This is a genomic window from Limosilactobacillus reuteri (assembly GCF_002254085.1).
Taxonomy (GTDB): domain Bacteria; phylum Bacillota; class Bacilli; order Lactobacillales; family Lactobacillaceae; genus Limosilactobacillus; species Limosilactobacillus reuteri_K.
This window is the reverse complement of the sequence record NZ_NGPY01000005.1, coordinates 26,978-42,873: the sequence shown is the minus strand read 5'-3', so window position 1 is coordinate 42,873 and position 15,896 is coordinate 26,978. Positions and strand designations below refer to the sequence as shown.

General features: G+C 40.1%; 2 protein-coding genes. Both read right to left on the bottom strand.

What is annotated here, in order from left to right:
• Positions 1 to 380 precede the first annotated feature (380 nt).
• Complete coding sequence (locus CBG10_RS01440) at positions 381 to 14,048, bottom strand: mucin-binding protein (protein WP_263851422.1); 13,668 nt, start codon at positions 14,046 to 14,048, stop codon at positions 381 to 383.
• A gap of 72 nt (positions 14,049 to 14,120) precedes the next feature.
• The gene (locus CBG10_RS11400) at positions 14,121 to 15,599 is read right to left on the bottom strand and encodes a YSIRK-type signal peptide-containing protein (RefSeq protein WP_225361481.1); all 1,479 of its coding nucleotides are present in this window, start codon (positions 15,597 to 15,599) and stop codon (positions 14,121 to 14,123) included.
• Between the last annotated feature and the right edge of the window lie 297 nt (positions 15,600 to 15,896).

Below are 15,896 nucleotides of genomic sequence, written 5' to 3'. Positions count from 1 at the left end.
GTTATCATCCGTTAACAATTTTAACGTTTAAATACTGATAGCTCAATAATTAACTTTAAATTATTTTATGTTAAATTAATGAAAATAAATTTAGCAAACATGAAAACCATTTCATATCTAGTGCAATATAATGGGCTTCAATCCCGGCTTTTAACTATTTTTTCTCATACCACCCAATAATTTTTTAATTTACAATAGTTCCGCAATAAGATAATTATCTTAGCTAACGATAAACTTTTTACGATTATACACAAAAAAAGCCCTACAGTTAAAACTGTAGAGCTTCTTTTATTAATGCAGCAAGTTGCTTGCGCCTCACATAGTTGTTAAGTCATAGCAATTAACTCAACTTGTTGCATCATTACTGTCTGAACATATTTTTAGTCTTCTTTGCGACGTTTCTTTCCTAATCCAACAAGACCAGTTAAACCAAGCGCAGCAAGTCCTAGAATTTCAGCACTATTAGCATCCACATTACCAGTTTGTGGCAACTTCTTAGCTTCAGCCTTGGTAGTTGCAGCCGGTTGCTGAGCATTAGTTTGCTTAGCAGCAGTTGGTTGTGGTGCTGCAGGATTTACAGAACCATTATCAACTGGGCTTTCTGGAGTTTGTGGCGTTGGTGTTACTTCATCATTACTTTCTTCACCACCGTTATCAACCGGAACTTCTGGAGTTACTGGAGTTTCATTGCTTGGCGTATCATCTCCAGGAGTTGTTGGGGTAGTAGTTGGTGTTTCTGGAGTAACAGGTGTATTTCCACGATCGTATACCACTGGCGTATCAGTACCAGGATCAACTGGCGTTACAGTCTCACGTTCTGGAGTATATCCAGGAACAGTTGGCACTGGTTCGTTTGGTACGACCTTAGTAGGATCTGTTGGGTCGGTTGGGTAAACTGGTTGGTCAGCACCTGGAATTGGTGTGCCATTCTTATCAACAGGGATAATGTGACCATTTGGTGCGTAAGTAACCGTTTCGACAACATCCTTGTCTGGATCAGCTTGCGGAGCATTAACAACTGCCTTATCTGCATGGAAGCCATCAATTACCGGGGTATTTGCACCAGTGTAACTACCATCAGTTGCCCATGGTGTTGTGCTAATTACCTTTCCACTGACACTATCTACTGTAACTTCACGATGCCATTGAATTGTCTCAACACGATCAGCAGGAGTCTTATCTCCGGCACCAACGTAATGAACAATAAAGGTTGTTGTCTTTTGAGTGGTGTAACTCTCTTCGCCACTATCATGTGGTTTTTCTGGAGTAACAATCGTTTCTGCATGCTTCAAATGAACAACGAAACTGTTTTCACCATTCGTAAAGGTTTCATTACCATCCTTAAAGTTATTAGATACTAATTCATAACCTTGACCTTCAAGTTCACTAATCTTATCTGCGGTAGTGTAAGTGATCTTATCGCCAACCTTACCACTGAAGTTATCAGTAGAGATCGTTTGACCAGTTGTATCGTCAACATATGTTACCTTACCTTGAACTGTAACTGGGGTAACTGGCGTATCAGGTGTATAAACTACCGGTGTATCTTTTCCAGGATTAGTTGGAGTTACAGTTGGTACTTCTGGAGTGAATCCAGGAATACTTGGAACTGGTTCATCTGGTGTAACCTTGGCTGGGTCGCTTGGATCAGTTGGGTATTGTGGAGTTGGGGCATCTGGAATTGGGTTTCCTAATGGATCAACTGGCACAATCTTACCGTTTGGCGTGTAGGTAACAACAACTGTGTAATCACTGTCGCCATGGTTAACTGTAACCTTAGCAACATTGTTACCATCGCCATCACGACTAACATTGGTTACATGGTATCCATCAATTACTGGGGTATTTTGACCGCTTAAGTCGCCATTTCCATTCCAAGTAATTGGGGTTACCCATTTACCAGTAACGTTATCGATAACTCCAGTACCAGTAAAGTGTGCAGTTTGTTCAACTGAGTCATGAAGTTTATTACCGTTATTGTCAACGTAAGTAATAGTCCGTGTTACGTTCTTCGTTACTTGGTCAGAACCATCTGGGTATTGTGGACCAGTTGGATCATTAGGGTTAATTGGTTGTCCTGGCTTTCCTGGGTTTTCAGGTGTAATTGGTGTCGTTGTGTGTTCAACGTAAATTACAATGTTTTGATCACCCTTCGTAATACCAGTTGGGATTGTTACATCTGGGTTAACAATCTTGTAACCCTTATTAGTAAGCGAAGTAAACGTACCAGTCTTGTCATAGCTGAATTCAGTACCGACGTTTTGACTACCACTCGTCTTACCGTATTCTGGTAAATCAGTATTATCAGTGACGTCATGAACAGTAATTGTGATTGAACCCTTGTCTTGCGTTGGTATTGGTTTGGTGTAAGGTACCTTTGTGTCGCCAGTTGGTGTATCAGGCGTTACATTTGGTACATTAGTTGTCCAGCCAGGAACAGTTGGCGTAGGTTCATTTGGCGTTACCTTCGTAGGATCAGTTGGGTCATTGTGATAACTAGGTGTTGGAGCATCTGGAATTGGGTTTCCTGATGGGTCAACTGGAATAATCTTACCAATCTTGTGGTAAACAATGGTAATTTCCTTATCAGCATCTCCTGGAGTCGCCGTTTGACCTTCATAAGTCTTTTGTTCCGCAACGTAACCATCAATTACTGGGGCATTAGCATTTGCGTACTTATGACTATCAGCATTCCAAGTACCAGTTTCACCAGACTTAGTAAATACAAACGTGTCATTAGTATTGTCATCTAATAACTTAGCATTATTGTTATCACCATCAACATAGTGCACAATTTGCTTACCAACAACTGTTTGATCAGCTGGTGTAGGAGTTGGTGTTACTGGGTTCTTAGCGTAGTTAATGGTAATTACAATGTTGCCATTAGTATGGTTGATTGTCTTACCAGCAACTGTACCTGTACTACTATTAATGTCACTCAAGTCTTCGTTTGAAGCAGCGATGTTAGTAATGTGGTAACCCTCAGTCTGAGGTCCTGCTACTTCATCAAAGGAACCTTCATCAGCGTCCCCATCCTTAACTGTCCAAGTCATACCATTAGCATTGCCAGTGATCTTGCCGTCCTTATCAACAGTTACCCATTGACCAGTAACCTTATCAAGTACTCCATTAGCTACAAAAGTAAGGCTCTTTTCAACTGATGGAATATTGAGGCCGTCACCAACGTAATTAATCGTCCGGGTAATGGTCTTAGTTAATTGTTCTGGTTGGGTACCATCTGGATACTTAGGACCATCTGGGTTATCTGGATTAATTGGTGTATTAGGTGTCTTTGGACCTGGTTGATCTGGATTTACCGGAACAGTTCCGTGAACAAGGTCAACTTCGTAAGTAACTGTACCATTCGTGTAAGTTACCGTCCCTGTTGGATAACCATCATGTTCAAGTTCGTAACCTTGGTTAGTGTACTTAGTAATCGTATCCTTCGTGCTGTAATCTACATTTGAACCTTCATTACCAGTTGAAGTTGCCATTTCAAGGGTCTTGCCCGTTGTCTTATCAACATAGTTAACAATTACGGTACCCTTTTGAACTGGCGTAGGTGTTACTGGCTTCTTAGCTAATGTAATTACTACTGAGCTATTTTGACTAGTTGGCGTAATCGTTTCACCAGCTACAATCCCATTATTCATATCAACATTAGCAGTGGTGTTGTTTTCACCCACTTTAACAATGTTGTATTGAGTTGTATCAATAGCTTTAGTTGCATCAAAGTCATGGTTTTCAGCGTTCCAAGTAATATGACCCGCACCAGTAATCTTACCATTTTCAACTGTTACTAATTGACCAGTTACAAGGTCGACCACACCGTTACCAGTAAAGGTAAATGTTTGATGAACCGGTGCCTCTGCTTGACTACCATCTTCGTAAACGTATGTTACATCACGCGTTACAGTGTTAGTCAATGTTTGTGGAACAAAGTTAGCCGGGATCTTGTGTGGATGTTCTGGATCATTTGGATTTGGAACTTCTTGCCCTGGCTTTCCTGGGTTTTCAGGAGTAATTGGCGTAGTTGCGTGAACAAGGTGAACTTCAAAGACGTTGCCATCCTTTGCGAAGGTTTCGTTACCATCATTAAAGTTGTTTGATACTAAGTTGTAACCTTGACTTACGTAATTAGCAATCTTATCAGCTGTAGTGTAGTTAATCTTTTGACCAACATTACCATTAAATGTTGCTGAGGCTAGAACGTTACCAGTTGTGTCATCGATGTAAGTAATTGAACCATTAGCGGGTACTGGAACTTCTGGGGTCTTAGTCAAAGTAATAACAATCGTACTATTTTGACTAGTTGGAGTTACTGTTTCACTAGCAACTGCCGTACCATCAACCTTAGCAGCAGTTCCATTTTCGCTAACGTTTGATACATAGTAACCATCATGGTTAATTGCAGCTACATTAGCAAAGTCTTGTGAGTCATGATTCCAAGTGATCTTACCACGTTGGTTAAGAATGTTACCATCTTTATCAACTGTGACAAGGTTACCAGTTACTAAGTCAATTGTTCCTTCACCAGTAAAGTTTACGGTTTGAACAACATCAGCATGTGCCTTTGTTCCGTCAGCGTATTGGTACTGAACAGTCCGTGTAATCGTCTTTTCAAGATCAGTCTTAGATAAGTTTGGATTACTTGGAGTTGGCGTTTGTGGATGTTGTGGATCAACAGGATCAGTTGGGTTAGCAGGATTTTCTGGCGTTACAGGACGCGTAACATGCTTAACATTAATTACTACCCGTTGATTGCCATCAGTGTATTCAGTTGGAATAGTTGGCAATTCACCATCAAGGACATAACCCTTGTTTTCAAGAGCTGGCAAGTCCTTAGCATTTGGATTGTAGCTAAAGGCTGTTCCTTGATCTTCCTTTGTTTGAGGTTGACCATAACCTGGAATATCAACGTTATCTGTTGTGTCATGGTAGATAACCTCAATCGTCCCTTGCTTTACAGGTGTTGGCGGCGTTACCTTCTTAGCCAATGTAATTACTACTGAGCTGTTTTGACTAGTTGGCGTAATTGTTACGCTTGCTACTACACCATTAGTATTGTCAACGTTCGCAGTAGTATTTGTCTTACTGATACCAACAATTCGGTAATTAGTAGTATCAATTGACTTAGTTGCATCGAAGTTATGATCGTTAGTATCCCAACTTGTCTTTTCAGCACCAGTTACACGGTCAGTTACCGTCTTACCGTTGAAAGTAAAGCTTTGGTTAACCGGCGTATCTGCTTGACTACCATCTTCGTAAACGTATGTTACATCACGCGTTACGGTCTTAGTAACATCCTTAGTAGTCATATCGTGAGTTAAGTGAACTTCAAACTTGTTTTCACCATTCGTAAATGATTCATTACCATCCTTGAAGTTATTGGATACTAGCTTGTAGCCTCGGCCTTCATAATTAGCAATTCGATCAGCCGTAGTGTAATTAATCTTTTGACCAACATTACCACCAAACGTTGCATTTTCAAGTTGGTTACCAGTTGTATCATCAATGTAAATAATCGAACCATTAGCAGGTACTGGAACTTCTGGTGTCTTAGCGTAAACAACTTTAATCGTTGAGCTTGCAGTATTGTGATTTACAGTTTGTGCAGTAACCGCACCATTGGCATCAACAGTAAATTCTGAAATACCATTGCCGCTCACAGAAATTACGTGGTAACCATCAGCGGTCTTCGCAGCAATTGCAGCAAAGTTGGCATCCGTATCTGGAGTCCAAGTTAATCCATCGGCGAGACCAGTAATCTTACCATTTTCAACATTTACCCACTTACCAGTTACATTATCTAAGTAACCAGAACCTTGGAACTTAGCTTCTTGGTGTTCAGGAGTTAAGCCTGGCATTTCATTACCTTGTTCGTCAACATAAGTTACATCACGTGTAATTGTGCGATCAAGGTATTCCTTAGTGTAACCATTCTTGTCATCTGGATGATCTGGGTTTACCGGAGTTACACCATGGACTAAGTTGATTACCCACTTTTGGCTGATGCCATTCTTATCATCAGCGTTGTCGTAGTTACCAAAGTTAATTCCAGCATAGTTAGTAGCATCTAGGTTAGTACCGTTGTATGAAGCACCATCCCAAACGTAACCCTTGTTCAATAAGTTTTGAACAAATTCTTGAGCATTGCCAAAGCTAATTGCATCGCCTTCAAGACCAGGTTGAGTGTAGCTACCTAAGTCTTGTTCTTGACCAGGAGTTACATCGCGAATAGTCAATTGAGCATTTTGTTGCGTCTTAGCTGGAGTCACTGGAGTATAGGTTACAGTTACGTTTACGTTTGCACTGTTTTGATCAATTCCAGTGATTTCCTTAACGTTCTTGTTACCGTCATCATAACCATCTTGAACACTTGCAATATAACCATCAAGATATGGAGTTACAACAGTACTGAACTTATTACCATCTTGAGCAGTCCAAGTAATGTTTTGAGTTTGATCACTTAATTCCTTGCCATCCGCGTCAGTCCACTTCTTAGTTACTGAATCGTAATATGCTGTACCGTTAAAGTGAAGTGTTGCTGTTTTATCAGCTGGAGCTTGTGCATTTCCACCATTAACTACATAATGAACAGTTTCAGTTACAGTCTTTTGGAGATCATCTTGGTTCAAACCATTACCTGGCTTGTCTGGCGTTACAGGAACTACAGTATGGTCAACGTAAATTACAAAACTTTGATCACCTTTAGAAATCTGAGTTGGAATTGTAATATCTGGGTTAAGTACCTTGTAACCTTCATTAGTTAACTTAGTAATGTTGCCTTGAGTGTCGTAAGTAAATGGAGTGCCAACATTTTCAGTACCACTATTTGCTTCGTAGCCAGGAACATCTTGACCAGCCTTAACATCGTAAACAGTTACCTTAATTGAACCTTGTTCTACAACTGGGTTTGCCTTGTAGTAAACAGTAGCTTCTACATTACCATGATCGTAAGCAACATTTTGGATTTCCTTAATGTCATTACCGTCAGCTAATTCACTTGGGGTAGTCTTAGCAGCATCAATTGTGTATCCCGCAATGGTTGGAGATACAACCTTAGCTAATGTTGTTGGATTTGACCAAGCAAAATCACTTAACTTAGCACTACTAATGTCAATTTGGTTAGCAACGTCATAGTCATAAGTGATTACACCATTTTCAATGCTCTTGATCTTAAGCATCTTGCCAGTTACCTTGTCAACGCGACCTTGGCCTTTGAAGGTAAGAGTATTGGTGTAGTCTGTGGCAACAGGCTTGTTAGTATCTTCATCAACATAATGGACTGTTTCAGTAACAGTTTGTGTCAAGTCAGTTCGACCATAAGCATTTTCTGGATTAATTGGAGCGTAATCATGTTCAAGATATACGTAGAATGATTGATCTACACCAGGCTTGTCATCAAATGTCCATTGGCCTGCTGCATTTGCATAATCAGTACCGTATTTAGTTGGGTTATTTGGATCACTGGTTGCTTGAACAATGCTATTAACCTTGTAACCAGCTTTAATTAAGCTATCGATAGTAACTTGGGCACCGTTGAAGTTAATTGCAGTGTTGTCGTCACCGGAAGTCTTGAAGTTAGCAAGTTCTTTTTGGTTATCACTAAGATCAATGATGTGCAAGTTGGCATTTTCAGCTTGCTTTACCGCATCCTTAGCGTAAACAACATTAACTGTGTAATCAGAACCAGTGTGAGCAATAGTAGTTGAAGCTACATCATTGCCATTTGCATCCCGATCAACACTTACAACATGGTAACCCGGAATCTTAGGTGTAGTTACGCCATTAAATGTTTGATCTGCTGACCAAGTTAATGGAGTAATCCATTGACCAGTTACCTTGTCAAGGACACCCTTTGCCGTGAAGCGTACTGGTTGTTGAACATCATTTGGTGTGTATTCACCAGCGCCTTCGTAATGAACAGTCCGTGTAATGTCCTTAGCAAGGTCAGTTTCGCTAGTACCATTTGGATACTTAGGTTGTTCATTTTGTGGACGTGGGTCGTTAGGGTTGATTGGTTGATCTGGCGTACCTGGATTTTCTGGAGTTACTGGAACAGTATCGTGTACCAAGTGAACTTCAAAGTTGTTCTTAGAAGCATCTTTATTAAAGACTTCTTTACCATCAGTGAAGTTGTTAGATACTAACCTGTAACCCATGTTGATGTAACTGTTGATCTTATCTTGAGTAGTGTAATCAATATTAGCATCAACATTACCGCTAAACGAATCAGTCTTCAAAGTACTTCCTGTAGTGTCGTCAATGTAAGTTACCTTACCAGCTGTAGTATCTGGCGTTGGTGCAGCATCTTTAGCATACTTAACTGTTACAGTGTAGTCTGCACCAGTGTGGCTAATCTTAGCACTATCAACGTTTTGGTTGTCGGTTGTATCCTTATCAACACTTACAACGTGGTAACCCGGAATCTTAGGAGTGGTTACCCCATTAAATGTTTGATCTGCTGACCAAGTTAATGGAGCAGTCCATTCACCAGTTACCTTATCAAGTTCACCCTTTGCCGTGAAGTGTACTGGTTGTTGAACATCATTTGGTGTGTATTGATCTGCACCTTCATAATGAACAGTCCGCGTAATGGTCTTATCAATTGAAGCCTTGTCCGTTCCTGATGGGTACTTAGGACCATCTGGATCGTTAGGATTAATTGGTTGATCTGGCGTACCTGGGTTATCTGGTGTTACTGGAACAGTACCATGCTTGACGTGGATAGTTACAGTAGTTGTTCCCTTAACAATTGATGAAGGAATATTACCGTCAGTTGATACATAAACGTAACCCTTGTTTTCAAGGTTAGTTAAATCAGTACTTGGGTTGTAAGTTACTTGAGTACCAACATCTTGAGTACCAGTATCAGTACCTACACCAGTCAAGTCCTTGTTATCAGTATCATCATGGAACTTAACGATTAAGTTACCTTGTTCAGCAACAACTGGGTTGTATCGAACAACGACATTAATATTGTCACTCGCATGAGTAATGCCAGTGTAACTCTTAACGTTTCCGTTGCCATCATCAGCACCGTCAGTTACAACTTGGGAAGTGTAACCATCGATGTGCTTAGTTGGAACTAAGTTAAAGCTACCTTCATCCTTAGTACCATCAGTAATTGTCCAAGTAATACCCTTAGCTTGGTCTGCTAATTCATTACCATTAGCATCAGTCCACTTACCAGTTACCTTATCCAAGTAACCTGTTCCTTGGAAATGAAGCGTATCGGTTACAGGATTTGGTGTTTGATCACCTGCGCCTTCGTAAGTAACAGTCCGTGTTACATCCTTAGTTAAGCTGGTTTGATCAGTGCCAGCTGGATACTTAGGACCATCTGGATTGTCAGGATTAATTGGTTGGTCTGGTGTACCTGGGGTTGTTGGCGTTACTGGTTGAATGCCATGCTTAAATGTTACATAGAAGGTTTGAGTATTGCCGTTTACATTGTCAAAGCTTGGCTTAGTACCATTTGCATCAAAGCCATTCGATACTAATACATAACCTTGTTTTTCATATTCAGCAATCTTGTCGGCAGTACTGTAGTTAATTGCATCTCCCGCTTGACCAGTTAATTGATCACTTTGTCCTAAATCAACAGGATGAGCTGGGTCATTTACGTCTTGGTAAACAACTAATGCATTTTGTTGTTCAGGAGTTGGAGCATCCTTCGTGTAAACAACATTTACTACTTGGTTAACACCGCGTTCTGGAGTAGCAAATTTCACAGTCTTAGTCCCTGGAGTGTAACCTGCTACTGCTGGTGAATCAACATCAGTAAAGGCACCTTTATCGGAAGACCAAGTACCTTCATTTACAATTGCACCAGTTACTTGGTCAACAGTATTCGTCCGCGTCCAGTTAATAGTTTGAGTTGCACTATCGTCTGGAGCCTTTGTACCGTCTGCCATGATGTAGTGAACATGGGCAGTAGTTGTTGCTGTTTCAGTCTTGTTCCTAGTTGCGTGTTTCAAGTAAATCTTGAAGCTTTGGTTAGATTGAGAATCGTTATCAAAGCTTGGGTAAGTGAAGCCATTTTGGGCATCCCCACTCATACCTTGACCTTCAGATTTTTCAAATGTGTAACCATTGTTCAAGTAGTTTTGTAGTTGCGCGTTTGAACCGTCAAAACTAATTTGCTTACCTGATTCGCCACCAGCGGAGTAAGTAGCTAATACTCGTTGGTTTTGTGGATCATTATCATCAATAATTTGTAAGTCTGCAGCTTGAGCAGAACGGTTGTAAACAACAGTTACGCGTTGATTTACATTACGTTCTGGAGCGTTAAACTGAACATTTTCAAGACTTGGGGTGTAACCATCCTTTGAAAGATCTGGGGATGTTACATCAGTAAATGCGTTCTTGTCAGCTTGCCAAGTACCTTCCTTTACAGTAGCACCAGTTACTTTATCAATGGTATTGGTGCGAGTGTAAGTAACAGTTTGAAGATCACTATCTTTAGGAGCCTGTACCCCATTATCCGCAACAACATAGTGAACTTGAGCAGTTGCTGTAGCAGTTTCAGTCTTGTCTTCAGTATCGTGAACTAAGTAAATCTTGAAGTCTTGGGCAGTGTTACCGTACGTTGGGTAAGTGTAACCACTTTGAGCATCCCCACTAAGGTTACCAGCAGTCTTTTGAACCTTGTAACCTTGACTCAAGTAACTTTGAAGGATCTCATTTGAGTTAGCGAAGTTAATTTGATCTTCACTCTTACCTTCGTTACTAAATGAAGCTAATTGCTTAGGTGAGTTAGCATCGTTGTTATCAATAATTTCAAGGGTTGCCTTTTGAGTAACTTCAGGTGTCTTGTTCTTAGTGTAAGTGACAGTTACATCGTTAACCTTTTGACCTGGGTAAACAGTTACGCCCCCAACAGTTGAAATGTCAACCTTGTCATAGCCTACTTCACTAGGAGTCTTAGAAGCTACAGAATCCATGTTTTGGGTTGTTGGCGTCCAAGCACGATCCTTATCAGTAGTCGTTACATTAGGAGTGCCATCAGTACTGTAGCCTAAGATTCGACCAGTTACCTTATCAATCACGGCATTACGTTCAAAGGAAACGGTTTGAGTGTAAGTACTCTTGCCATCTGGAGCCCCATTTACTGGAGTTGTAGTACCATCTTCATTTACACCAACATAGTTAATATGACGAGCTACTTCAGTAGTTAAAGCTTCTTTCGTCAAACCATCTGGGTAAACGGATGGGGTATTCCGTGGATCATTAGGGTTAATGTTGCCACCAGGATTATGTGGGTTATTTGACGTAATCACTTCAGTTTGGTGACCGTAGTAAACATTAACCACCGCGTCCTTAGTAGCAGAATTTACTTTTACATGATCAGCCTGTGCTAAATCAGGAGTAGTGTAACCTGCATTTGAAAGATCTGGTGAAGTTACTTGCGCCCAGTCACCAGTGTTCCAACCATCAGCAGTAGTGGCCTTAGTAAAGGTCTTACCGTCAGCACTAACAGTCCCATAACCCATGTCTTGACCAGTTGATGATACAACGTGTGTCCGTGATAATGTCACGTTTTGGGTTGTTGGATTATCAGCAATCAAGTTAGCTGGAATCTTTTCACCAGTTACCCGGTCATAGTAGTTAATCGTCCGCGTTACAGTCTTAGTCTCAGTAGTACCAGTGTAAGTTGGTGCATCTGGAGTCTTAGGATTGTAAGTAACGACAGTTGTTGGGTTTTGGTTTGGATCTGGAGTTGGGGCTGGAACATTAGTCTTGTCTGGAGTGTATCCATCAAGGTTTGGTGTAGGCACATCAGTGTAGTTATCTGGAGTAGTCCAGTTACCAGTTGGCGTAGTTACACCTGTGACCTTATCCTTAGTTCCTGGCCGAGTCCACGTAATTGTTTGCGTGTTATCGGATGGTGGGTTAGTCTTACCATCTGAAACAACATAGTGAACAGTTGAAGTAGTAGTCTTCTTGTCCGTTACGTTTTCAGTATCGTGAACTAAGTACAACTTAAAGTGTTGGTCACTAGTACTGTTGTTATCAAAGTTACTGAAATTGATTTGACCATATGAAGTTGGGTTAGAAGTTTGGTTTTGATCATTTACAAAGCTGTCAATCTTGTAACCCTTAGCAATTAAGTCCGCAACGTAATTTGCAGAACCACTGAATGAAATTTGGGTACCAGTCTTACCACTATTATTGAAGCTGTTAAGTTGCTTGTTGTTATCAGTCTTGTCGTAAATAACTAAGTCAGCTTTTTGAGCAACTTCTGGGTTTGGATTGTAGACAACAGTTACTACTTGATCACGATTTGGTTGTGGCGTAGTAAAGTTAGCAACCGCTTGATCTGGAGTGTAGTTCGTAAGCGTAGGCGAAGTTACACTAGTAAAGCCGTTCTTGTCTGGAGTCCAAGTTCCTTCAGTAGTTGCACCAGTAACCTTGTCAGTAGTGTTAGTACGAGTCCAATTAATTGTTTGAACTGGACTATCAGCTGGGGCAGCTGGCTTATTAGCTTCATTACCGGCAACAACATAGTGAACGTGAGCATTAGTTGTTGCACTTTCAGTCTTAGTATCAGTTCCGTGAACTAAGTAAATGTTAAAGCTTTGAACATTGCCATCAACACTATCAAAGTTTCCAAAGGTAATGTTTGAAGCAGTACCAATTGAATTACCATTGGCATCAGTTGCACTATTAAATACGTAGCCTGAATTTAAGTAAGCTTGAAGGGTTTGTGGTTCACCGTCAAAGCTGATTGCACTGCCCTTTGTACCATTGTTATTTTCAAAAGCAGATAATTGCTTATTGTTTTCAGTCTTATCGTAAATAGTAACCTTAGCTTTTTGTGGAGTATCCGGAGTCTTAGCATCTGGAGTGTAAACAATCGTTACATCAATATCGCCAGAAGCTGGGTTTACTGTAACGGCATTCGCACTACCATCAGCGTTAGCATTTACGTTACCAGTAATGTGGTAGCCAGCTACTTGTTGACCATCAACTTGCGCTAAAGTACCAGTTGATGGAGTCCAAACAGTATCACCAGTCTTGCCAGTTACCAAGTCCTTAGTAGCAGTTCCAGTAAAGGTTACTTTTTGGTCTGCTTGAGGAGTCAAGTGGCTTTCTGGCGTAGTGCCATCAGTAAAGATGTAGTGGAAACGACGGGTTACATCTTGGTTAGTTGTAACTTGTTGCGTTTGGTGACCGTAGTAAACATTGTATTCAAGATTTTGAGTATCTGGTGTTACTTCATGAGCTGCTACAACATTTGCACTAGTTCCGTCTTGGAATTCAGGAGCAGTGTAGTTGAATGCTGAAAGGTCCGCAGACTTCTTAGCAGCAAATTCATCAGTAGTCAAGCCTTCAGCAGTATGCCAATCTTGAGTTCTAAAGGACTTACCATCACTGCTAACAGTACCATAACCGACAACCTCACCATTTTGATCCAATACTTGAGTACGAGTGAAAATTACTGAATCTTTAACTGGGTTAGTAGCGATTAAATCACTTGGAATCTTAGCGCCAGTTACCTTATCGTAATAGTTAATTGTCCGATTAACGGTCACTGACTCTTCCTTGCCTTGATGGTAAGTAGGCATATCTGGCGTCTTATTCTTAAAGTGAATAACAAAGCTTTGCGTTGTATCATTATCAGAATCATAAACTGGGAAAGTGACATTCGTAAAGCTTCCCGAAGCTGCGCCATTGACTACTCCATTACCAGTAGTGCCGTTGTAAGTATAAGTCTTTTCAAGGTCAGCTACAGTGTATGCGGCATTAGGGAAAGTGATAGTTTCTCCGCTTTTACCTGTAGCTGTTTGTACAGCACTAATAGCAACTCCCGTATCATCATTAATAAAAGTAACATTAGCCTTCTGCTCTTGGGCCTTTGGAGTACGATATAAGAACACAACGTCTTGATTTCCCGGAACCCGATTATTAAAAACCGCGGATCTAGCTCCTTGTGCTGTCGCTGCTGCAGCATCTTGAGTTTCATCACCTGTATTAGCAGTATATACCGATGGCAACCTTTTTGCGGAAATATTACCTGCATCAACAAAAGTAGCTGCCATAGCTCCCGGTGTTGAATCGCTAGGCTGAATATCATAGGTATTAAGTGAAATTGTTCCTCCATCGTCTAATTGTTAAGAAACATAAATTCTGCTTGGTCCATAGTCAGTAGTCCCAACGGTAATGTTTCCTTTTCTAGAACTACCTATTTTTCCTTCAAGCGGTGTATTAATAACATCCCTAACAGTAATTTTTTCTCCATTATTGTTAGTTAAGACCGCATTTAAGACTTGTTCATTTAATTCAGAAGAGTCGTACTTTCCATCTGTTCGATTTATCAAATCATAAACTTGACCCTTATATTCTACTTTTGCAGGGCTTGCTGCTGACACATCATAATGCTGACCAGCTACTAAAAGGTCAGATGATTTATGAGCCATGACTTCACCAGTATCAGCATTAACATACCATATGGTTTGTTGAACTTTACCAGGTATGCGTTCTCCCCCACTATTCCATCGTTGCTGAGCAACTGGTGATTTAGCGATCGGATCACCATCTCCCCATAAAATCATCAAATTCGATCCACTAGTGGTAAAAGCACCTGTACTTGGTACATCAACCGGACTCATACCATTACCATTCTCTAAATTTATTCGAGTATACTTGTATCCTCCAAATGTGACTATTTTTCTAGAATATTTATACGTTCCACCGGAATATACATTGCCATTAGTTTGCGTTATAGTTAATGGTCCATTCCAGGGCTTTGTCCACTCATCTTTTCCAATTGTAGTAGCTAATTTACTATTAACATAGAAATAAATGTTATTACCCGGATTATCTTTATCAGTAGCAAGGGTCAAAACATTATTATTAGTTATATCTCGATACTGTGAAAATCCCATTTGAGTTTGTGGAAGGTTTCCAAAGTATGTTGAATATTCTTTCCCATTAGTAATATTAAAGTTCGGATTATAAGTACTTAAGTCAACTGGCGTAGTATTAGTAGTGCCCTCACTTGCTGGTACCGCTGCTAATGAAGTTCTAAATAATTGAGCAAGCATGGCTGAATTATCTAAATCAGTTGCATTGTTTGAAACATTAAAAGACTGGGTAGCAAATGATTGCGTATCAGCAGTTGTTTCCTTTGATAATCTATTATCCTGGTTCGCCGCAGCCGGCTGAGCAGTATTTTGAACACTAGCATTTGCACTATCATTTGTATTTGCTAATGTACTTTGGGCAATTGCTTGAGAAGCTGCACTAGCAACAGTCTGTTCAAACTGATCAGCCACTGGAGTTTTAAGATCACCAGCAGGGTTCTGTGAGACTGGCATAGCACCGCTAGCTTGGTTAGCAGTAGTTGCTTCTTTTAACGTTTGATTATTAGCAGAATTTAAAACTAAATTGTGGTCGGTTTGTTCTGAACCATCACCATTATTAGTATTGGTATCTGCATTAGCATCAGTTGTATCAGCTGATACACCATTTGCAAAAGAAATCCCCAAAAGAACTGAGGCCACACCAACAGATAACTTCTTAATGGTGAACCGTTGTTTTTTAGGTTCATACTTCTTAAATTGTTCCTGATGATTATTCCGTGATAACATCAAATTTCCCCCTTAATATTTTTTATAGCGCCAGCAATAAATATATTAAATAACTGTAATAATTGTTTGCTTACTTTTTCTATATTACTTGTTTTGATTTAAAACACAACTATTCTTTTGTCGATTTTCAAAAACTAAAAACAGCGTTTTAGCTTATCAATCGATAGAATCTTTATATAACGGCATTTTTAAATATTTTCAAAGCCAGAAAAAATGTTTAAGTTTTTTTAAACAAATGATAATTTTGTCATTTGTTAATCGTTAAGCATTTCACTTTTAATATATCACTAGATAAAG

What these genes read in the sequence shown, in the direction of transcription:
- CBG10_RS01440 (WP_263851422.1), bottom strand. Translation starts at nt 14,048, where the DNA reads ATGGCAGCTACTTTTGTTGATGCAGGTAATATTTCCGCAAAAAGGTTG.
- CBG10_RS11400 (WP_225361481.1), bottom strand. Translation starts at nt 15,599, where the DNA reads ATGTTATCACGGAATAATCATCAGGAACAATTTAAGAAGTATGAACCT.